This window comes from Loktanella sp. D2R18 (assembly GCF_003318235.1).
Classification (GTDB): Bacteria; Pseudomonadota; Alphaproteobacteria; order Rhodobacterales; family Rhodobacteraceae; genus Yoonia.
In genome coordinates this window covers 904-22478 of sequence record NZ_QOCG01000027.1, presented here as the reverse complement: position 1 = coordinate 22478, position 21575 = coordinate 904, and the positions used below count along the sequence as shown (strand labels likewise).

At 51.9% G+C, this 21575-nt stretch carries 17 protein-coding genes and 2 pseudogenes; 16 read left to right on the top strand and 3 right to left on the bottom strand.

All coding sequences use genetic code 11. From position 1 onward, the window contains the following. Positions 1 to 119: 119 nt before the first annotated feature. Positions 120 to 1426, bottom strand: a pseudogene (locus DS901_RS12710) (O-antigen ligase domain-containing protein). Continuing rightward, on the bottom strand, positions 1423 to 1899 hold the full coding sequence (locus DS901_RS12705) for a hypothetical protein (RefSeq protein ID WP_113777321.1): 477 nt from the start codon (positions 1897 to 1899) through the stop codon (positions 1423 to 1425). Before DS901_RS12705 ends, DS901_RS12710 begins: the two are co-directional and overlap by 4 nt. 63 nt (positions 1900 to 1962) lie before the next feature. On the opposite strand from DS901_RS12705, the gene DS901_RS19165 reads away from it, so the two are divergent. Further along, a complete protein-coding gene (locus DS901_RS19165; RefSeq protein ID WP_113777320.1) occupies positions 1963 to 2433 on the top strand; it encodes a glycosyltransferase family 4 protein in 471 nt (156 codons plus the stop codon). 280 nt (positions 2434 to 2713) lie between these two features. Continuing rightward, positions 2714 to 3031 carry a hypothetical protein gene (locus tag DS901_RS12695; protein WP_147249926.1) on the top strand — a complete coding sequence of 106 codons (318 nt, stop codon included), beginning with the start codon at positions 2714 to 2716 and terminating at the stop codon, positions 3029 to 3031. Positions 3032 to 3054: 23 nt separating this feature from the next. Here the strand turns inward: DS901_RS12695 and DS901_RS12690 are convergent. Further along, positions 3055 to 3425: pseudogene (locus tag DS901_RS12690) on the bottom strand (transposase); the annotation flags it as partial. 401 nt (positions 3426 to 3826) lie between these two features. Here DS901_RS12690 and DS901_RS12685 point away from each other — a divergent pair. The 14 genes from DS901_RS12685 to DS901_RS12620 all read left to right on the top strand — a co-directional run. Further along, positions 3827 to 4591: a helix-turn-helix transcriptional regulator gene (locus DS901_RS12685; RefSeq protein ID WP_181820863.1), complete on the top strand. Its 765-nt coding sequence runs from the start codon at positions 3827 to 3829 to the stop codon at positions 4589 to 4591. A 225-nt stretch (positions 4592 to 4816) separates the two neighbouring features. Further along, the gene (locus DS901_RS12680; RefSeq protein ID WP_113777317.1) at positions 4817 to 6136 is read left to right on the top strand and encodes a nucleotide sugar dehydrogenase; all 1320 of its coding nucleotides are present in this window, start codon (positions 4817 to 4819) and stop codon (positions 6134 to 6136) included. Positions 6137 to 6142: 6 nt separating this feature from the next. Then, the gene (locus DS901_RS12675; RefSeq protein WP_113777316.1) at positions 6143 to 7618 is read left to right on the top strand and encodes a glycosyltransferase; all 1476 of its coding nucleotides are present in this window, start codon (positions 6143 to 6145) and stop codon (positions 7616 to 7618) included. 25 nt (positions 7619 to 7643) lie between these two features. After that, a complete protein-coding gene (locus tag DS901_RS12670) occupies positions 7644 to 8723 on the top strand; it encodes a hypothetical protein (protein ID WP_113777315.1) in 1080 nt (359 codons plus the stop codon). Positions 8724 to 8816: 93 nt separating this feature from the next. Continuing rightward, a complete protein-coding gene (locus DS901_RS12665; protein ID WP_113777314.1) occupies positions 8817 to 10217 on the top strand; it encodes a mannose-1-phosphate guanylyltransferase in 1401 nt (466 codons plus the stop codon). Continuing rightward, complete coding sequence (locus DS901_RS12660) at positions 10210 to 11733, top strand: NosD domain-containing protein (RefSeq protein WP_113777313.1); 1524 nt, start codon at positions 10210 to 10212, stop codon at positions 11731 to 11733. Before DS901_RS12665 ends, DS901_RS12660 begins: the two co-directional genes overlap by 8 nt. Positions 11734 to 11766: 33 nt before the next feature. Further along, positions 11767 to 13182: an MBOAT family O-acyltransferase gene (locus tag DS901_RS12655; RefSeq protein WP_258546727.1), complete on the top strand. Its 1416-nt coding sequence runs from the start codon at positions 11767 to 11769 to the stop codon at positions 13180 to 13182. A 13-nt stretch (positions 13183 to 13195) separates the two neighbouring features. Next, a complete protein-coding gene (locus DS901_RS12650) occupies positions 13196 to 14278 on the top strand; it encodes an alginate O-acetyltransferase AlgX-related protein (RefSeq protein ID WP_113777311.1) in 1083 nt (360 codons plus the stop codon). Continuing rightward, positions 14271 to 15029, top strand: coding sequence for a hypothetical protein (locus tag DS901_RS12645; protein WP_113777310.1), 759 nt, complete (start codon positions 14271 to 14273; stop codon positions 15027 to 15029). The genes DS901_RS12650 and DS901_RS12645 overlap by 8 nt, the downstream gene beginning before the upstream one ends. Continuing rightward, positions 15026 to 16375 carry an alginate O-acetyltransferase AlgX-related protein gene (locus tag DS901_RS12640; RefSeq protein ID WP_113777309.1) on the top strand — a complete coding sequence of 450 codons (1350 nt, stop codon included), beginning with the start codon at positions 15026 to 15028 and terminating at the stop codon, positions 16373 to 16375. The genes DS901_RS12645 and DS901_RS12640 overlap by 4 nt, the downstream gene beginning before the upstream one ends. Then, positions 16372 to 16992 (top strand): alginate O-acetyltransferase AlgF, encoded by a 621-nt coding sequence (locus DS901_RS12635; RefSeq protein WP_113777308.1) that lies wholly within the window; start codon positions 16372 to 16374, stop codon positions 16990 to 16992. The genes DS901_RS12640 and DS901_RS12635 overlap by 4 nt, the downstream gene beginning before the upstream one ends. Before the next feature lie 30 nt (positions 16993 to 17022). After that, positions 17023 to 19785, top strand: a complete 2763-nt coding sequence (locus DS901_RS12630) for a tetratricopeptide repeat protein (protein WP_113777307.1) — start codon at positions 17023 to 17025, stop codon at positions 19783 to 19785. A gap of 35 nt (positions 19786 to 19820) precedes the next feature. After that, complete coding sequence (locus DS901_RS12625; protein WP_181820862.1) at positions 19821 to 20822, top strand: alginate lyase family protein; 1002 nt, start codon at positions 19821 to 19823, stop codon at positions 20820 to 20822. A gap of 400 nt (positions 20823 to 21222) precedes the next feature. Further along, positions 21223 to 21575 (top strand): SDR family NAD(P)-dependent oxidoreductase (locus tag DS901_RS12620; protein WP_113777305.1); only part of this gene is annotated, 353 nt, incomplete at its 3' end.

The following is a 21575-nucleotide window of genomic DNA, read 5'->3' as shown; positions in this document are numbered from 1 at the left end:
GAGGTGTTTAATTCGCGTGCCGGCAGTTACCACCCGCCGTTCGCGTTCTGAGATGGTTTCACGAGGTTAATACTCTTAGCCAGTTTTTGCCCAACTTACTAATCCCGGGCGTTAATGTATCATCGCACTGTGACCAAAGGCACGCGCAAGCCGTCGGCGCGAGAACGTAGACGCACATCCGCACATTCCCGCGCGTGAATGCCCAGAACAACAAGGCCTGGCCACAATAGATAGGCTTCGATTTCGATGTTCTCGCCGAATGATAGCAATGTCAATGTCATCATGATCCCGAGTGGCAAATACCCTCTCGGGCTTCGCGCCGCATCCATTAGCGCAAGCAGGGTTTGCCAGACGAAAGGGACCAATAACGCCAACAGGCGACGAGCCCCTTAACGAACAACAAACCGAACCAAGTGTGATGGCTACCGATGGGCATATATTCGACGGCGTGGCTCCCTGGGTGGATAGTGCCATGACCGAACCAGAAAGCCTCGTTTTGCCACCTTTCAGATGCGATGCGTTGCAGTGTTTCGCGAACTCGCGTGCTGTCTGCGCGTGCGCCTTTGAATGCGGCAACTGCGTCAGATGCTGCCGTCGCGAGAGTTGCCCCAAACACGGCCATAGATGCCGTTAATCCTGCCACCACGTGCCACGCCCAACCGCGCAGCAAAAGTGGCATCATGCGCGGGCCGACTGTGCACGCGACAATCCCGACGAGGCCCATGCGGGACTTGGATGCCAAAATCATCAAGGTTCCGGCGGCCACTCCGATGCTGCGCCATTTGATGGATTTCTCCTCAAGCGCGAACAACACCATCACCACGCCAAGCAAGGCGGCAAATGGTGACCATGGTGCATAGAACTGCCATCTAGGGGTCCAGCTTGCCGGGTCCCATGTGAAAAAGTAGACGGAGAAATACTCTGGTCCCGGGCCTCCAATCGCCTTCAGGGGGGATGTGAGAATACGTTCGGGTAAGCCGACGTAGGGAGCAATCAACATGATCGGTGCGAGAATAAGCGTCCACAGTCCGATGATACATTGCCCTCGGGCCAGCACCGATCTTCGAATTGGCAGTATCGCCCCAATCAAAGGAAAGAGTGCCAAAAGCGCCCAACCTTTTGCCCAACCTATGGAAGATTTGATCGTCTGTTTTAAGCCGAGCGACCAGTCCAGATGGCCGATCCAAAGCGCCACCAACAGCACAAACATCCCCCCAATCCATGCCCAAACGACTGGTGGGATTGTACCCGTCGCGCGCATATCGGGACGCACCGCTGGACCAAGGTAAAGAACCAGCACCCCCAGCCCTTCAAGCAGCCATGCTATCACCGGCCCAACCACATAAAGCGCGCCAAGACCATATAGTGGCCAGGTCCACACCAGCGTGCGATAGATAAACCGCTCGACGGGATTGAGATCCGTCATACGCCCGTCTCTGGTTTGCTCATCATTCGCGAAATGAGAGCCAGTCTGATCCAGCCGAGCGATAATCCGAACAACAACATCAATGTTGCCGCAACACCTGCAAGAAACGCCAATTTGCGATTGGGCGATGTGGGGTGGTCGGGCAGTGACGGATTCTCTAGAACCTGCACAAGTGGATAGGACGCGTAGATATCCGACTTTCCCGTTTCCGCGCGCGCGATTGCAGAGGCAAAAGCCGCCTCCGCGACCGAGAAGTCCCGTTCAAGGTCCTGCAAATCCGACGCAGCCCGCGACAGCCGAACGATTTCTGCCTGACCATCAGTAAACTGCACTTGTAAGGTGGCTAATTCCTGCTCTGCTGCGCTCAGCTCAACCTGTTTTCGGACAAGATCGGAAAGCAATTCGGCGCGCGCACCTTGTGGGGCGAGATCAAGCGCGGCCAAAGTTTGCATGTCCATGCCCGTGACAGCCATCGCCAGTTCTAATGCGATGGATGCCGCTTCGTCGCGCGCACTGCGCGCTTCCTCTACGCGGGGGTGACGCGATCCGAAACGCGCGTTAAGGTCATTGGAACAGGCCCTCAGGAAGATGCTTTACGCGATCTGGCCGGGGCAGACGATCGGATCGAATTTGTGGGGTTTTGTGCCGATCCCAGCCACGCATATCGAGATGTTGATGCCGTGGTAATGCCTTCACGGTGGGAGGCATTTGGGTTGGTGGCTATCGAAGCACTGGCATCTGGGCGGCCTTTGCTGTGCATGCATGTAGATGGCTTATTGGATCACGAACATCACGGGACAAGATACTTCGAATCTTTTACCAAAGACTCCCTCGCCTCAGCCATTGAAGGATTGGTTCGAACTTCCGGATCGGTTAGAAACCCGCTTGCGCCGTTTCAATCAAATCAAGCAATGGAGACGTTCCAAGACGCGTGGTTTCAACTAATTGCATCTACGTCGAATTCAATAAGTGGTCTCAGTGCCGCTGTCTACGCACGCCCAAATTGAATGTCTTCTATCAGGTAAAACTGAGCCAAAAGACGCATACCTGGCGAAGGTCCGCTTTCCGCACTTACCGACAAATGCGTGTTTGGTGTAGTTCTCGAAAATAGTGTCCAAATCGAGCTCCCGTAACCAACTTTTACCAAATAGTACCAGTACCGTAGCGCCCCTTGGGGCGATAGTTGCGTTCCCAACAAGCGTCACCATTTTTTTGAGTTGATGTCTCGCAGCATGGCGTTGCCCAACATCTGTTCTGCAAGCAGCTTCTTCAGCTTACGAAGCAGGAGTGACAGCGGTTGAGGCTATTGTTGAGGAGATGGCAAGTGGCACCATTCAAGAAACTACCGAGGAAATTACATTGCAGAATCCAGAACCAATTAGAGTGGCCTCGAAAAGAGTTCAAAAGCGTCTGACTACGTTGGTGCATCGATATCTTGACCTGCAGCTTGCATGGGAGAAGCGGACTGTTTGGTTGAATGAGATGCTCGGGAAAATGCAGAATTGGCTTGGTCGAGATGATCTGCCAAATGATATCAAGAACGATGGTGAACAGATTGAGCGTGAGTTAGAATGGGCCGGAGTTGTGATTGGGCGTGAGGCATGATCAACCACAAAATGTGGTACTCAACGGAAGGCACGCAAGCCCCGCGCGCTGACATGCATAACCAGGCACATGCGTTGGATGGAAAATGTGGATTGCTGCTCTTCAATGAACGTAAACCTCACGGCTTTTGGCTCGCAAAGAACTGGGTGGCCTTTTTTAATATCTCCCGCTCCTCCTTGAGAATGCGGTTCTCACGCCGAAGCCGGTCATTCTCTTGAGCGAGGCTCAAATCCTCTTTGGAAACCACATCCGTGTCTCGGTGCGCGGTAATCCATTTGTTCAGCGTCGACATGCCGACACCCAGATCGTCGGCTACTTGTTTACGCGTTAGCCCACTGGTCAACGCGATACGCACCGCATCTTGGCGGAATTCATCCGTCCGTTTCAGTCCCATAGTCAGTATCCTTTGCTACAATAAATGCTATCAAAGGAGCGGCATCAAACCGCGACAGGTCCGGTGCTAGTTGGTGCATCACACGACGTGGCTCCTGAAACTTTAGTGCTTAAGCTCTGAGCTACGAGATGCCATCAACCTGATTTGTGCAACAAAGCCAAGGCTGTTTATAAAATAGGCTAAATTCAACCTGGCGTTGGGTTCTTTCGGTGATTTTCCGCTCGATTGGTGGGAATTCGCTTGTTTTCTGCACCTCTTTTAGAAGTTACTGGAATTGTCATGAATTTAGAGACAATAAATCGTTAAATTGTGCGTGGACACTCCTCAGTGAGTCGGAGGGATGATTTTTGATTGCAGTTTGAAGCATTCAGCCATTCGTTTCATACGCATGTTATTTGGTTGTGATCAACGAGCTTAGGTTGCGTACGGGTCATCAATTTTGGCCAGATAGCTTAGAGTTTATAAGGGGTATTTTTCTAGTGGACTATTTTGGTGATACCGTTCGCGGCGCTCAGGAAGCTGCGGAACATTCTAAAAGACGCGTTCTTATTGTCGATAGGAATCCGGTTCTGGGTGAGGTTTTGGCGAATGAGCTCAACTCAACCCACGTTCTCGAATGCAGCTTTGTTTTGCATAGGGGCGATATTATCGACGAGGTTGCGACGCGCAAGCCCGATGCGATGATCCTTGACCCTGCTGATCTAGATTTATCTAAATACAACGATATTTTGGGCTTTGGTCGCGGTATTCGAAAGGCGAACCCTACGACGCGAGTGTTGGGCTATAGCTTCAAATCGACTAATGCGATGGTGCGCGCAACACTTGAGGCGGGCTTTTGTGGCTGCATCTCGAAGGACGCAAACTTGCGTCAGTTGGCGATTGCACTTGCGGTTATTCTGGACGGCGGGCTTTACTTCGATAAAGTCTTTGGCGCGCACCTTGTGCCCATGTTGAACGAGACCGTAGAAACAGACGCCCTGAGCGAACGTGAGAAAGAAGTATTGGTCGGATTCGCCCGTGGCTTGAGCGCTAAGCAGATCGCGCACAATCTAAAGATTAGCAATAAGACGGTCGATACATACAAGGCGAGAGCCAGCTTGAAGCTGGACCTAAATGACCGAGCGCAGTTGGTTGGTTACGTTCTAGAGCAAGGCTGGATGAACTAGGCGTCTCATTAATGCCTTATTTTTAGATCGATTATAGTGCAGGTGCAGCATAGCTGACATCTGCATTTTAGTTTTTTGGTCGCATTTTATTTATCAAAAAACAGTAGCTTAGGTGGTTTTCCGCCTAAATCTTAATGAATCCTTACGCTGTAAGGATTTTTCCTGACTGGTGCTGTCTCTGCAATGCGGCAATTTTATGTCGTATAGATTTACTGCGGGGAAACAATGGCACGTATTAGTATTTTTGGAATTGGATATGTCGGGGTTGTCGCGGCTGGTTGTCTGGCGAAAGATGGTCATGACGTCATCGCTGTAGACGTCGATCCGGGTAAGATTAAAGCGATCAATGCGGGCCTATCGCCTATCGTTGAAAACGGTCTTGATGAATTGATTAAAGATGTTGTCTCGGCGGGTCGTTTGACCGCGACGGACGACGTTGAATACGCAATTAATAACACTGACGCATCATTTGTATGTGTGGGCACGCCGAGCGCCCCAGATGGGTCGGTTGGTCTGAAATACGTCGTGTCAGTTTGCGAAAGCATTGGTGCGGCACTGGCCAAGAAAGACACATTCCATTCCGTTGTCATTCGTTCAACGATCGTCCCCGGAAGCTGCGAAAATACCTGTATCCCGACACTTGAAGGATCCTCAGGTAAGAAAGCGGGAACCGATTTTGGCGTTGGATACTACCCCGAATTCCTGCGCGAAAGCACAGCGATTGAAGACTATTACGATCCGGGTCTGATCGTATTTGGCGCATTGGATGATGGCACGCGTGCAATTTTGACCGAGCTGAACGAAAATCTAAACTGCAAAATTCATACCGTGGATTTGCGCACCGCTGAAATGGTAAAATACACGTCGAATACGTGGCGCGCGGTAAAGGTCACCTTTGCCAACGAAATCGGCAATATCGCAAAGTCATGCGGGCTTGATGGCCAAACGGTGATGGAAATTTTGTGTTCTGATCTTAAGGTCAACATGTCCCCCTACTTTATGCGGCCGGGCTTTGCCTTTGGTGGGTCTTGCCTGCCGAAAGATGTGCGAGCGTTGCGCCATTTGGCGGCTGAAAATGCCACACCGGCACCACTTTTGAACGCTGTACTTGACGCGAACGAGGCGCAAATTGTGAAGGCGCAGGATATGATTTCGGCATCGAACGCCGGAAAAGTCGGCTTTGTTGGTATCAGCTTTAAGCCGGGGACTGACGACATGCGCGAAAGCCCACTTGCAGAGCTAGCTTCACGACTGATCAAGTCGGGCGTCGCCGTCGAAATATATGATCCTTTCGTACACGAGGCCTATGCGAACGATAATTCGACCGCAGGTCGCGGGAATGATGTTGTTCCTGACTTAAAGGATCGCCTGAACGATAACTTGTCTGCAATGATTGACAGATCAGACATGATTGTCGTTGGGAACATCTACAAAGATACGTTGTCGGAATTGGATGCTGCGACGAACTCTAAGCCAATGATCGACCTGACACGTATCAGCCGGAACCGGGTTACCGGTGGCGGCTATGATGGCATTTGCTGGTAATCTTTCATGCTAAATGCCCTCAGCCATATCGCGTATCTTTCTATCGTCGTCATCCTTGCCGCGAGCGTTCCTGCTGGCCTGCTCGGTGATGTGAAAGAGGCTGCGGTCGTGCTGGGGGTACTTGGCGCATGGCGCTATAGCTGGGCCAGCATCAATTTTACCCGTGCGGCGATTTTTCGGTTGTATAGCTATCCGCGCCGCAAAGCACGCGCGCATGCACGCTATGCAAAACGCGCTGTACAGGCGCATGCCTATTTTCTGACGACATCCTACATGATCGAAAGTGGTGTCACAATTCCGGTTTACCGCAGCATTTTTCTTGCCGCCGCGAAGTCCGAAAACGGCGCGACCATTGTCTCATCTGTTGTCGATGGTGCGGACGAACGGCTGATCCAAGATATTTACGCGACGATGCCTGTCGATATGTCGTCGGTAAAGCTGATTGTCGACCGTATCCCCGGCACAGGTAAACGTGACGCATTGGCGAAATCGCTGACTTTGATTGCCCGCGAATGCCCGAGCGCGCGGGACATTGTAATCTTCGTTGATGGAGACAGCTGTGTGCCGGAAGATATCGTGGCCCAGTCGGCGCCAATTTTCACAAGTCCTAAGGTGGGCGCGCTCACCACCGACGAAGAGGTCGAAATTCCAGATCCAGGCTTGTTCCGCGACTGGTTCGAGCTGCGCTTTGATCAACGCCAAGTCATGATGTGTTCGATGGGGCTGGGCAACCGCGTGCTGACATTGACGGGTCGCATGTCAGTATTTCGCGGTGATCTTGCGACTGATCCCGATTTCATCAGATCTGTGCAACATGACTTTATCGATCATTGGCGTCTGGGGCGCGTGAATTTTCTGACAGGCGATGACAAGTCGACTTGGTATTGGCTGATGAAAAACGGCTACGAGATGGCCTATCTGCCCGACGTCGCGAGCAGTTCAATGGAAACGCAACCTAAACCAACGTTTGTTGGTAGCGCGACAGCCTTGATGGTGCGCTGGTTCGGGAACATGCTGCGTACAAACGGCCGTGCTTTGGAATTGTCGCCTTCGCAAATCGGATACTTCACTTGGTGGTCGATCCTTGACCAACGCTTATCGATGTGGACCACGCTGGCTGGACCATTGTGTATGATTGCCGCGGCTGTCTTTTTCGATCCGATGGTCATCCCCGTCTATATCGCTTGGGTGATGTTTACCCGCTACGTGTTCTGTACCGCGATCTGCCTATTCCGTGGGCGTAGTTTTCCAATTGTATACCCAGCGTTGCTCTACTTTGGGCAACTGTTTGGCGCGATTGTCAAAAGTTACGTCTTGTTCCGCCTAGATCGCCAGAAGTGGACTCGCCAGGTAAGTGCGGGGCCCTCTGGTGTTCGGCTTCCCGTTGGTGAACGCCTGCGCGCCGCAAGCTCTGCCTACATGCACGTCTTAACCTTGGGTTGGCTCACGATTGCTGCCTTGTATCTGACCGGCGTTCTTTGACGCAAATTTAACCTTGGATATCACCATGAGCGAAACACAACCAAAAAGTCCCGATGCGCCCGTTTCTGGTGGGTTTATCTATGAAAATGAGCATCCGATGTTGCCTATCCCGTTTTCGGCGCGTGTTGGCGACCGTCGGGTCGAAGGAAACGCGATTTCGATCACACAGGCGCAAGTTTCTGGGCTGATGCCGCCGAACATGGACACGCAAAAAAATCCAGTAGCGCTTCAGTTCCACTTTGAAGGGTTTTCCGTAAATCTGTTTTTGGAAGCGAATGTCATCAAGACCGGTGCTGTCGACAGCCCCGAACTCACGCTACAATTTTGCGACCCGACAGGAAGCCACCTTGCTCCGCTGCGCTATATCATGAACAGCTATCTCGCAGGGGATATTGTAACCGTGGGCCGTTTTTTGGGCTTTACTGGCCCGACGCAAGAGAAACCCAAAGCGTTGACAGCCAAGCCCGGTTTTACACAACGTGTTGGCCGCACCATGCGTCAAAGCGCGATTATTGCACTAAGTTTGGGGATCCTTGCCGTGGCTGCTAATGTCGTCCGCGAACGTGTGTTGTTTAGCTACGAGGCACGTCCCATTGTCATCAGCCAAAGCGGCGAGACACTGCGAGCAACGTCAGCTGGGCAAATCACATACGTCAACGAGGCGGCTGGCGCCGGAGACGTCGCATACTCTATTGGTGCGAACTCGGGCGATCTGCTGAGTGTGCGGATGCCATGCGACTGCACGATGTTGCCTTCAGAAAACTTCTATGAAGGGGCGACGGTATTGGCCGGTGCACCTTTGGTGAAACTCATCAGTGCCGAGAGCGAGATCGAAGCAAATACGCAAATCTCGTTCGACGGGGCTGCCCTTCTACTGGCTGGTGATGTCGCCGAACTTGAGTTGAGCGGTGGTCTCATTGTTCCTGTGAACATTAACATCGCTGAGTCAACCAACGATGTGCGGGTAAACGATACGATTGCCGCACAAATTACCATTGATCCAGACACTGCCGAGCAGTTGACGATCGGTGACACTGCTCGGCTCCGTTTTCGGCGCCAAATTCTACCTAACAGCGTAGCAAATCTATTTGATAGCTCCCTTTGAATAAGCTCTGGGTGCCGTCACTGGTTCACGACGAACCGCATTAAGTTCCCTAATCGCCCCAAAATTCGGGCTCAGAATAGGAATATTAGACCGATGCAAGATATACGACCAATTATTTTGTGTGGTGGTACGGGTTCACGTTTGTGGCCCATGTCCCGCACCCAAAGCCCAAAACAGTTTCAGCCTGTTGCGGGTGCTGGATCACTGACATTTTTTCAAGCCACGGTACAACGCCACCGCACCAAGAGCTTTGGCAAGCCCGTCGTCGTCACTGCGTTGCAGCATTGTAATACCGTTCAACGTCAGCTCGCTGAGTTACAGTGTGATGCGACGATTATCTGTGAACCGATGGCGCGCAACACAGGTCCTGCCGTTCTATCTGCTGCGATAGTTATTGCCGCGGAAGACCCTGATGCGTTGATGTTGATTTTACCAGCCGATCATATCATCGAAGGCAATGTGAATACCCCTATTCTTGCGATGCGCGAAGCAGCCAGCGCAGGCCGTATCGTTACATTCGGCATCAAGCCTTCATATCCTGAAACAGGATACGGCTACATTACGGATGGCGGGGAATTCGCAAGCCATAAAGGTTTGCACAACGTCTCAGAATTCGTTGAGAAACCGCCTCTCGAAAAAGCTGTCGCGTTGCTGGGCGGAGGACATGCTTATTGGGCATCTGGCATTTCTCTTTATTCTGCCAAGACGATCAAGGAGGAATTCGAACGCCTTGATCAGGCGTCTTTGACTGCCGTAACACAGGCGGTCGAAAAAGGAGAATGGGCGGAAAACTGTCTTAAATTGCAGGCTGATAGCTTCCGCAAGGCGACAAACGAACCGACCGAACGCGTAATCTTTGAGCAGGCGAAATCCGTAGCCTTTGCGCCCCTCGACGTTGAATGGAGCGACGTTGGCTGCTGGACTTCGATGCATTGCATTGGCCAAGCAGACGCCGATGGCAATGTCTTGACCGGCGATGTGATTTCGGTGGATTCGAAAAACACGCTTGTACGCGGTGATAAACGACTAGTTGCAGTGGTAGGGATGTCTGATGTGATTGTCGTTGATACCCCTGATGCCGTCCTGGTGACTGCGCGTGGTCGGTGCCAAAATGTCAAAAAGGTTGTTGAAACACTCAAGGCAGAAACGCGCTGTGAAGCGGTACGCCATCTGGCACGCGAACATCAGTGGGGAAAAAGCCAACACGTGATTTCGTCAAAAGACCACGACATGACGATGCTGAGCATTAACCCCGGATCATCAATTACCATTGATCCGTTGCCCGGACGTCAGATTATTGCAGGCCGTGGCGGACTATCCGTCTTTGATGGAATGAGCAATCGCACGTTGGGCAAGGGCGAACGCACGATGCTTGATATCCTTGATCGCACAAAGCTGACGAATACGTCATCGGACAAAATTGATGTTATCATGGTCACATTGAGTTCGTCTATTTCGCATCCCGCACCGATGGATATCGCACTCAATGCCTAAGCAAAAAGTGCCTTTTATCTGGGGATTGACCCTGACCGCATTGTTCTGCGGAGTGGGAGCAAGTGTATCCCACGCCCAGACAATTGCGGGTTATGCCGAATTAGGCGAAAATATCGCGACCACCTATGATGACTTCCAGCAAAAGGTTGATCACATTCGCCGCCCTTCTGATCTTGCTCAGGATATGCGACAAGACGGCCTAGTTGCGCCTACGACTGAACTGCAAATGGATTTGCGATTACCGACCATGTCCCTGGGGCAGCTTGAACTGGTCGATATGCGCTTTGCATTGATGCAATTGTCGTTTTCGATTGGCAGTAACGACCAACTCATCGTGATGCGCGCCCAAAACGCCGATCAACCACGCGTCATTGCGGTGCAACATGGCGCCTTGACCCTTGCTCAGTTGCGCGATTGGGTCGCAACGCAGCCAGAGCCTGAGACGTTAATGACCGATGACACGCTGCGTATTCCTTTGGTTGTCTTCCAAAATGCACGATTTGTAGTGCAGCCCGGTGATACGTTGCGATTAAGCCGCGCGGATGGTGCGTTCATCGCAAACCTAGGGACATTGGTCATTGAGGGGGCCGAAATATCCGGCACGGAGGTTCCAAACCCCCGTTCGTCCAATTTTGCACCGTTTGTGACCACCGTAGGCACCGGTATGGCACGCATTTCGGACGCATTATTTGAAAACCTCGGGTTTGGGGAAACATCAGGGTACTCTGGAGTTTCGGTGATTAACCGCGGGCTTTATACGCCGATCGGTGACTCCTACCTCGTGCAAAGCGTCTTGCGTGATATCACACGCGTCACTTTTGACAGCACCAACGCTGCGGTTCTGAAGGGCAATGTTTTTGCAGGGGAAAAGGCCGGCACAGTTGAACTGCGACAAACCACGCAGAGCCGCGTAATCGAAAACATCTTTATGGATAGCCAAAACGGAAGTGCGCTCCGCGTGACCGAAGGGTCAACAAGCACAACATTGAATCGAAACTTGGTGCTGAACAGCACAAGCAACGGCGTCACGATCAGCAACGATAGTAAAAACACGATTGTCCTTAACAATATCGTGTGGGGAAGCGAAGGCGGTGGCATTTCCGTGAACGATTCTGACTGTGTGTATCTGGCAAATAACGTTGTCATCGATAACCGCCGTAAAGGGATTGAACTGCGTACAAGTCAACGCTCGGTGGTGACCGAGAACTATATCTTTGGCAATCGCAGTGCAGGTCTGTTTATCGGTGATCAACCCATTGGCAGCCCGACCCGTATTTTGGACAATGTGTTTGTCGGCAATCGCATTGGGTTGTCGTCAGCCTCGGCACATCGGCTGACATTACGGCGCAATAATTTCCTCAACCAATTTCCGCGTTTCTTAGATGGCGATCTCGCATCGCAAAGTCACAAGATCGTTGCCGATCTTCAAGGCGACCAAGATATCGACCTTGTCACCGGTGGTATCCAATCCTTTGCGATTGCACCGGAAACCTGCACCTATGAACTGGATAGCTAAGCAATGGTTTTTTCGTCTGAATCATTCCTTTTCTTGTTTTTGCCTTTATTTCTATTGGTGTATTACGCGACGCCAACGCGGCTGAAGTCCTATGCCATTCTGGCAGGGTCATATGTTTTTTATGCGTGGTGGCGCGTCGATTTCTTGGGGCTTTTGTTCCTGACAACGGCCTTTGCCTATGTGATTGGGCAAAAAGTATCGCAGCACCGTGGAACGTCCCGGGGACGTTCCTATTTGATCATCGGGGTTGTTGGCTGTCTGGGTGTGTTAGGAATCTTCAAATACCTCAACTTCTTTATCGACAGTTTTGCAGCACTTGTCGGCACGGATACTGCGGGTCTGGGTATTCATTGGCGGCTCATCTTACCAATCGGAATCTCGTTTTATGTGTTTCAGGCGCTAAGCTATCTGATTGATGTTCACCGTGGGGATGCCGCCGCAGATGCGCCGTTCATCGATTTTGCTGCATTTATCGCTCTGTTCCCCCAGCTGATCGCGGGGCCAATCCTGCGGTATAAAGACCTTGAGGATCAATTTCGTGAGCGCACTCATTCTATTGAGATGTTCAGCGCCGGATTTGCGCGCTTCATTGTTGGTCTTGCGAAAAAGGTCATTTTGGCGGATGCCGTTGCGCCGCTCGCCGATCTGGCGTTTGCCACGGATAACCCCGGTATGGCGCTCGCTTGGGCTGGCGCTGCGGCCTATATGCTTCAGCTTTATTTTGACTTCTCTGGCTACAGCGATATGGCGATTGGGCTGGGCAAGATGATGGGTTTCAACTTTCTAGAAAACTTCCGCTTTCCCTATATCAGCAAGTCGATCACAGAATTCTGGCGCCGCTGGCATATTTCCCTGTCTAATTGGCTGCGCGATTATCTTTACATTTCGCTGGGCGGCAACCGCAAAGGGCCTGCACGGACCTATATCAACCTGATGCTGGTTATGGTTCTGGGTGGGCTGTGGCACGGCGCGAACTGGACATTTGTTTTGTGGGGGTTCTGGCACGGTAGTTTGCTCGCGGTGGAACGTTTTACCGGTTGGGATCGCACTGCCAAGAACTATTGGTTCGCGCTCCCTCTCACATTGCTGTTCGTGTTGATCGGATGGATCATGTTTCGGGCGGCCTATGTCGGTGAAGCCTTTGAGGTCTACGGCGGCATGATCGGGCTTAACGGTATCTTTGGTGATCCCACCGTCTGGATGTCTATAACACGCGAAAGCGTAGCACTCACCGCGTTGGCTGTCTTTGCCGTCTTTGCCGAACCCTATACCTGGAACGCGCTGTCCAACGAGCGCAACGCGATGTTGCAACCCAATGTCGATGGCACCGCAGCCGTTGTCCCCGTTGCGCTGGTTCTGCAAACCATTGCTGTTTTGCTTATCGGCACAGTCACGATCCTAAAGCTCGCCGAGCAGAGCTTTTCACCCTTCTTGTATTTCCAATTTTAGACAGAGGACCGGTATGTTCATTGATAAGACAATCAAACTAGCGGCTCCTGTTGCGTTTTTTGGATATGCCGTTTTTGCGAACATCGCTTTGTTCCAAAGTGATGTAGAAGGCCCCAAGCTAGATGGTCTTGTGAAAGGCGGCTTCACGCAAGAAGTCGATACACTGTATCGCGCGAACCTTCCCCATCGTGACTTGGCCGTCGGATGGGTGGGGGCCGCGCGCTATCTTGTGCTGAACGAAGGGCGCGATGGTGTCGTTGCTGGCGCAGATGGTTGGCTGTTCAGCGCCGAAGAGTTCCGCCCGCAAGACCCCGATATAATCAGGCTTGAGGCGACGCTTGATTATATCGTTCACGTTCAAGAGCAACTTGCAACTATGGGTTCTGAGCTGGTGCTGGTTCCTTTGCCTGCCAAAACAGAGGTCAATCAGACGCATCTGACGAACAGCGCCCCAGCGATGCAGATTGCGGGCACATATGACGCGTTCCGCGATGCGTTAAAGGCGCGCGGCATTCCTCACGTTGACGCACGCCCGGCGCTTTACACAACACGTGCCGCTTTTTTTCAGACTGACACGCATTGGACTGCTGAAGGTGCGCAAGCCGTGGCACAGACCATCGCCGCATCTGGTGTAATCGACCACGGCACCGATACATTTACGCGCATGGACCACGCGCCGATCACCTTTACCGGGGACTTGGTATCGTTTGTCACCTCCGAGAACTTGGCACCCGTCGTCGGGTTGGGCGTTGAAACCATCACGCCCTATATCGCGGAGATGGCAACAAAGAACGATACTGGTGCGATTGATCTGTTTGGAAATGATGGCCCTGCGCAGCTTGTTCTTGTTGGTACCAGCTATTCAGCCAACCCAAACTGGAGCTTTGTCGAAGCCCTGAAGCTGGCGTTGAACCAAGACATAGTGAACTACGCAAAAGAGGGCCAAGGTCCCATTGCACCGATGCAGGCATATCTTGAAACACTTGACCCGGAAGAGGCGTCGCGCGTGGTCATTTGGGAATTCCCTGTGCGCTACCTGAGCGATCCGTCCTTGATGGGCAGCGTTTCAAATAAAAACGGAGACGATAATGTTTAGGCATGCCTTAGCCATTTTAATCGCAACGGCAACCGCAGCGCCCGGGCAAACAACACAAGGCGTTGTTCCACCGACGCGGATTACCGTCCAAATGATGCCGGGGATCACGTCGTCGGCGCAATTGCCGACCCAAGAATTGATTGATGCACGCAAGGCGCTAACCGAAGGGCGTCCAATTTACACCATTCAAATGCGTGAACTTGCCGATCTTGGCGATGGGTTCGCCGCGATGAAATTTGGTGACTGGCTGGCGGATCACTCTGAGACATCTAACCTGTCTGACGTAGCACATTACTATGGCATCGCTGCAGCAACTGCCCGGGGCGGTGCGATGACGCGGCTGATCAACACGTTGGACCGTGTGGAACCGTCTGATTTGTTGCGTGCCCGCAGTAATGTTTTGGAAAATATTATGCTTACTTATGCCCGTGCTGGAAATAGCCACGCAGTTGAAGCCGTTTTGCGTTATCAAGCGACCGGCAAGCCGTTCGGACGTATCGATGCAGAAGTCGAAACCCTTGCCGCGGAAGCCCAAGGCGAAGCCGCCGCACAAATCGCGCTGCATTTGGCGGTGCAAATTATTCAAAACCCACAGCATACGACCGCAGATCTAGAACGCGCGCAAACGCATCTTGAAGCGGCATCTACGACAACGTCGTTGGAAACTCAGATTGTTGCAAGCAACCTCTTACCGTTGTTGGATTCAGCTGTCGCACAACTAAATTCCGCCCAATCGGAGCTCAGCCAATGATACGTTTTGAACCACACTTGGCGTCCATCCCTTGCAGTACGGTACTGGCGATTGCGCTGATTTCACCCGACTCCGCATATGCGGAGTCAAACTTTGGTTGTTCGGGATTGGAAATAGACAACGAAATCCCATCTCTTGAAGGCAAAGACGGGGTGTTCTTCCGGATTAACACTGACATCCGCATGAACCACCCGTTTTCGGACCACAGCGTCGCCTATGTGGCGGAACTGTCGCGCACGCTTGCCGCGCAGGGAACGACACTGGTCTATGTGCCAATCCCCACTAAAAGCGTCACGATGCCAGATCACCTACCACCTGAGGCCGCGCTATATGGTTTTGATCTAGACCTTGCCATCGCGGTGCATGATGACGTGCTGAACAGGCTGAATGCAGCAGGGGTTATGACCGTTGATGCGCGTGAGGCGATGCTTAAGACATCAGATGGTGAATTGCCATTTTTTAAAGCTGATTTTCACTGGTCTGCTGCAGGCGCGCGTGAAACAGCACGTGCGATCGCTGACGTGATTACAGCGCACCCGACCTACGAAGAGCTTGAAACAACGGCGTTTGAAACAATGCCGCTTGAGGTGGATATTGCCTTTTCCGGCATGCGGCGTGACTTGCAAGAACATTGCTTGGATACCCTGCCTGAGGCAGAAACAATGACCTATCAGACAATGCAAGTAGAATCGCTTGATTTAGCTGGTGGTGATCTTGATCTATTTGGCGACGAGGATTCGAGCATCCCGATTGCTTTGCTTGGCACATCGTTTTCGGACAGTGAGATCAACAATTTCCCCGGGTTTTTGGCGCAATATTCAAGCCTTGAGGTCGTTGATTATGCGCTCACGGGGGGCAACCAATTCGGGGCGATGATATCCTATCTTACCTCTACTGAGTTTCACGAAAACCCTCCGCGGTTCTTGGTTTGGGAAAACCCGATCTATACCAATCTTGCACAATATGGCGATCAGCCGATGCGTGAACTGATCGCAGCCGCAGGCCCAAACTGCACGATACCGCTCGCGCCTCAAATGAACGCAGACGACACCGCGTTTCGCGTTGATCTAACTTCGCTTGCATTTGGGCCCGAGGACACTCTTTTTGTCGATTTGAACCAATCGGCGGGAACCCGCGTCGAATTTAGCTTCGTCTCTGACGAAGGGTTAACGCGACGCAAAATTATCGAACGAGGCGAAAGGTTAACCCGTACCGGACGTTTTTATATGCCACTGTCCGGCCTTTGGCCAAATGGTGCCGTCACGGTCGATATCTCAACGCTTGGTGAATTCTACACAGAACCAAGCGTCTTTATCTGCACCACAAAAACAAAGGAAGAAATATGAAACGTCCACTTCTAGCCGCACTCACGGCTTCTCTCACTCTGGTCAGCCCTGTTTTCGCTGACGATGGTCTTTATCAGGACGTATCTGATCCAAACTCTAGCTTCGTGCGGGTTGTTGCACCGGGTCAAACAGTTGCTTCTATTGATGGTGAAAGTGTTCAAGATATCTTATCCGGGGTTTCGGGGTACGTGAATGTAATGCCCGGCGAAATTGATGTGGTTCTTCCTATCGGGACAGGTGTTATCGATGTGGCGCCGAGTTCTTACTATACGGTTGTCTTTACCGAAGATGGCCAAAGCGAAGTTATCGCTGACGATATTACGAATAGCCCGTCTAAGGCTGATATCTCGGTTTATAACCTTACAGACAGCGACAACGTCGCGTTGTTTGTGCCGCAAGCCAATACTGTGGCGATTGATGCTGTCGATATCATGGACGGTAAATCCATTGCGATCAGGGCACCGCTGACATTGGATTTCGAATTGCGCATCGGAGATGAGATTGTGGCCATAGTTGAGCAGGTCGATCTTCAGCGAAACGCAGGCGTATCGATTGTGTTGATGGAAAACGCGGATGGTTATTCCGCTTTTGCGACAGACAATTCTTACCTCAAGTAAACACGACCGGTGGACGATTAGGAGTAATTCATGTTCGGCTTTTTCAATTCCCACAACCAACGTTTTTCAACGGTGCTTGCCCTAACTGTCTTACCCTTTGCGGGCACCGCACAGGAGGTAAATCCGAACGCGATTGACCTTGCGTTCGCGCCTCCTGTGATTGCTCGAACCGGCATCTGTGTGCCACGTGCACCAGATGCCGAGACCATCGCGACTTGGGAGAATTGGGATGGTCAACGTCTACCAAATATCGAACCCGCGTTGATCAAACGTGACCTCAATCGATTGCGTCAGATCGATGCGGTTCGTTGGCTTCCCACAATTGACAACATCATCACGCGGTTAGAGGAAACAGAATCGAGTTACGCCGGACAAAACGCGCAACTCGCGCGTATTGAAGCCATGTTGGCCGCAGGAAGTTATGAAGACTTGCAAAGCCAACAGCTTGTTGCGCAATTGGCAGCTGATGAAGAAACTCTGTCTCCGCGGCTTAAAAATGCGTTGTCTGGCTATTTTCGCAATGGGATCGGCATCGAACGCGACGTTGCGCGTGCGAACGCTCTTTTAATTGACGCTGGATATTCTGGTAACGCCGATGCGTTGCTCAACCTGACCAGATACGAAATTGATGGTGAAGGTATCGAGGGATGGGACGTCGCCCCCGAATTGGCGGTCACAATGGCGTTCGGGTCACTGGTTGGCGAACTGGATCCGTCTATCTGCGACCGCGTTTCGCGCATCGCGCGGGAATACGGCAGTGGCGAAATTGTTGCACAAAACAAACGTCTGGCACATGATTGGTATCGGTTTGCGGCTGACTTAGGTGATTCAAACTCTGCCTGGAAAATCGTCGAATACCACATGCAAGCCGAAGAATTCGAACGGGATAATGAGGCTTTGTTGCAGTATTTGACACAAGCTTCAGATGCACAGCTACCCTATGCGCAGATCGCCCTTGGACGTATTTATGAAACGGGCGCACTTGCGGATCAAAACCTTGATCAGGCGCTCGCGCTCTATCGCTTGGCGGCGAACTCTGGTTTGCGGCCGGGTCTGACGCGGTTGACACTGTTTCTTGAAACCTATGCAGAACAATATCCTGATCTGAATGAAGAACGGTTAGCTGCATTAAGCGCGCTTTCGCTGTTACCTGATGCGTCAGGTTGGGTGTTTAGCCGACTGGCCGACGAAGTCACTTTGAACGAAGGACGTTGGGGCGGACGCGAACAGGCGCGTGCGTATCTCGAAACGGCAGCTTCCTTGGGCGATATGGACGGCACCATTGCTTTGGCCGCAAACTTGGTATTGCAACGGGACAACCCGCAAGATTTTGAACGTGCCGTTGATTTGTTGACATACTCAGTCGCATCATTGGGCGGTGTTTCACCCGCGAAAGCCCTGCACGGCATGTTCATGTGTCAGGCTGTCGATAGCCCCCGGATCGAAGAGGCCCGGTATTGGCAAGAGATTGAAGAGGCCACCGCCACGGCGAATGTGGATATTTCCGCAGTTGATCTGGTTGCTTTAGCGCCCGCAGATGATGCGTTAACCATTGCTGTCATCCAGTCGCACGCGCTGTATGGGCGACCACGCGCGATGGCACGTTATCTAAAGTACCTTGAAGCATCTGAAGATGTTTCCCCTGAAATTCGCGCATTTTGGCAAGAATACGCTGACCAATACGCTAGCGTGCTCGAAGCGTTGGCCGAATTGGAATTCGAACTGGCCAATGACCCAACACAACGCGACGTCGCATTCGAGCTTTTGCGTGAGCAATACGCGCGTATGGGGGCACCAGCTGCGCTCACGCTTGCACAAGCGATGCTGCAGTACGAAACAGATAAAGATGTGAACACAGACGAAGTATTGCGCCTTCTTGAAGAACCCGCTTCGACAGGGCAGGGCGCCGCGATGATTCTATTGACGACGCTGGATCAAACACCGGATGCGGGACAGCGTATTTTCGACAAATTCAGTGATGTCATTGCGCGAAACGGCGATTTTGATGCTTTGTTGTTTGCACTGCCCTATTTGGACGACACACAAAGAGCGGTGTATTTAGCGCGCGCTGAAGGCATCATCCCATGCGATTACAAGCACGTCATGCAGATGTCGCAAAGCTATCTTGATCTTGGTGATACAGAAAATGCGCTGCATTGGATGGGGATTGCTGAGCACCTTATCGACAACAATGCGTGGTCAATGGTTGATTTGGCGCAGTCACGGCTCAGCGTGTCGGGTCTAGAAGAGGCGCCGAACGTGATCAAACTGCTGGAACGCGCCGTCGCGCTTGAAGATGGCAACGCATTTTATGCGATGTTTAATCTATTGGTGAATGTCGATGCGCCCACGTATGATCCGAACCACGCCGCTGATCTGTTGGAAATGGCGCTTGAAAGGCCCGCTGATAGGGGGCTTGGACGGATATTAAGCGGATTCCGCAGTGCGGATATTCAGGCCCAGCAGGTTATAGAAAGCCGTCTGGACATGCCGCAAATCTATCGCATGTCCGCGGAATTGGGCGATATTTATGCGATGCGATCATATGCATTGTATCTGCGCGATAACGCGGCAAACAGTGCTGAGGTTGCAGAATCCACGGATTGGCTACGCCGTTCCGCCGAGGCTGGCAATACCGGCGCAATGGTTGATTTTGGCAATGCTCTTGCTTTTGGCATCGGGACACAGCCCGATCGCGATAACGCTATTATTTGGCTTTCGCGCGCAGCTGAAAATGGGTCCGAAAAGGCCGCCGAATTGACTGCGCTTCTTAACCTAAGTGGTGAACTATGATACATAAGCATTTATTACTTGGCGGAGTTGGGCTGATGTCTTTGTTAGCAACACCAGTTTTTGCGGCGAATGAGACATGTGCCGCCGCGCCTGAACCTGTGATCACGCTTGGGTTTGGGAGCCGGTATACCGATGACAGCGTATCGCGTTCGGACATCGATGAAGCGAGCAATGCGCAGGTTAACGCCGCACTCGGGCCGATAGATGACTTTTTGCGTGATTTAACCCGCGTTGCCAATGCTGCTTTAGAAAGCGAAGAAAACCGCACTGAAAAGGCCGATTGTGCGATTGCACAAATGGCGACTTGGGCCGAGGCTGACGCGTTCTCTGAACTGAACTCGATAGGTGCGAATTTTTCAATTGGCGCACGGTTGGCAGGCTTTGCGATGACCTACCGTCAGGTCGCGCCCTACAGCACGGACCCGCAAGCACGTCAAGTAATCGAAGACTGGTTGGGGCGGCGTATCGACGAACAAATGACCTTCTGGGAAGAAGACGCCACTTCAGGTGCTAAGACAGGTAATTTGCGCGGATGGGCGGCGCTTGGTGTCAATTTGGTGGGGCAAATCAGAAACGATCCTGTTGCACTCAGCTGGTCGCAATGGTCAGCTACGCTGTTACAATGCGAGGCGAACCCAGACGGAAGCTTGCCGCAAGAAATGCGCCGCGGTAAATATGCTTTACATTATCAATTGCATGCCGTTGCGCCGATGGTCCTGACAACATTGCTGTTGGAACAACAAGGCCGATCCATCAAAGGCATATGTGATAATGCGTTAGACCGGATTGTTGCATTTACCATTGCTGATTTGGAAGCAGGCGAAGCAAGCGAAGCCTATTCAGGCGAATCTCAAAGCTTGTTTGACGGGACAGATGAGCTTGAGAGCTTTCAAATGGCTTGGCTCGAGGCATATCTTGTTTTGTCCCCTAATCCAGACCTTGATGCTTATGCAGATCAGTTCCGCCCCCTGAGCCATAGTAAAATGGGCGGTGACCAAGCGTTGCTTTGGGCATCGCCCATCGGTTCGGACGGTTAAGGCACCTATCGCTTCCGTCCCGGTAACAGAAAGAAGGATCGGTTGCCGGGCTAAGGCGCCAGCGCGTAAAGGGCATTCTTGTCGAGCAAGAAGATGTCGAAGCTGTGGCTGCTCAATGTATTGAAGTTGAAATGTTTGAAACAACAAACCACCTAGTAACAGACATCGTCGTATTCGGTGGCCTTGGCGGGGTCACCGAAGTACAGTTGAAAACAACGAATTTTGTAAGTTATTTAACCGCAGACACGGCAGAAAATTCGGAAGCTGTCTTTGCTGTAACATCGTAGATTGCCGCTGCGCTTGAATTAGCTGTTGGTGAAACTCTTTTCAGGGAGAACGTTAAGCCAATTGAAGCATTTTCCTTACTGCGATTTCTTATAGGTATCTCATTTTAGAAGGTTTGTTAGGCAGGTGGTTTCCCGACCTCAAGGGAAAGACATTTGTCATCACCGGTGCGAACAGTGGACTTGGGTTTGAATGCGCCCGCGAGCTGGGCAAAAAGGGTGCCAGTATCATTATGGCGTGTCGTTCTGCTCAGAAAGCAGAGGCGGCTAAGCTTGAACTGCAAAAAGAAGTCGGCGGTTCGGTTGCGCTTGACCTTGCAGACCTGAGTTCGGTGCGCAAAGCGGCCGATACCGTACGCAAATTGACCAACAAAATAGACGGTTTGGTGAACAACGCGGGCGTCATGCAGACGCCGGATACCAGAACGGTTGATGGGTTTGAATTGCAGCTTGCTGCGTCGCGTGTGAG

Excerpts from the sequence above, each read along its gene's own strand:
- DS901_RS12705 (WP_113777321.1), bottom strand. The coding sequence starts at position 1,899 with ATGGCTGTCACGGGCATGGACATGCAAACTTTGGCCGCGCTTGATCTC.
- DS901_RS12680 (WP_113777317.1), top strand. The coding sequence starts at position 4,817 with ATGGCACGTATTAGTATTTTTGGAATTGGATATGTCGGGGTTGTCGCG.
- DS901_RS12675 (WP_113777316.1), top strand. The coding sequence starts at position 6,143 with ATGCTAAATGCCCTCAGCCATATCGCGTATCTTTCTATCGTCGTCATC.
- DS901_RS12670 (WP_113777315.1), top strand. The coding sequence starts at position 7,644 with ATGAGCGAAACACAACCAAAAAGTCCCGATGCGCCCGTTTCTGGTGGG.
- DS901_RS12665 (WP_113777314.1), top strand. The coding sequence starts at position 8,817 with ATGCAAGATATACGACCAATTATTTTGTGTGGTGGTACGGGTTCACGT.
- DS901_RS12660 (WP_113777313.1), top strand. The coding sequence starts at position 10,210 with ATGCCTAAGCAAAAAGTGCCTTTTATCTGGGGATTGACCCTGACCGCA.
- DS901_RS12650 (WP_113777311.1), top strand. The coding sequence starts at position 13,196 with ATGTTCATTGATAAGACAATCAAACTAGCGGCTCCTGTTGCGTTTTTT.
- DS901_RS12645 (WP_113777310.1), top strand. The coding sequence starts at position 14,271 with ATGTTTAGGCATGCCTTAGCCATTTTAATCGCAACGGCAACCGCAGCG.
- DS901_RS12640 (WP_113777309.1), top strand. The coding sequence starts at position 15,026 with ATGATACGTTTTGAACCACACTTGGCGTCCATCCCTTGCAGTACGGTA.
- DS901_RS12635 (WP_113777308.1), top strand. The coding sequence starts at position 16,372 with ATGAAACGTCCACTTCTAGCCGCACTCACGGCTTCTCTCACTCTGGTC.
- DS901_RS12630 (WP_113777307.1), top strand. The coding sequence starts at position 17,023 with ATGTTCGGCTTTTTCAATTCCCACAACCAACGTTTTTCAACGGTGCTT.
- DS901_RS12625 (WP_181820862.1), top strand. The coding sequence starts at position 19,821 with ATGTCTTTGTTAGCAACACCAGTTTTTGCGGCGAATGAGACATGTGCC.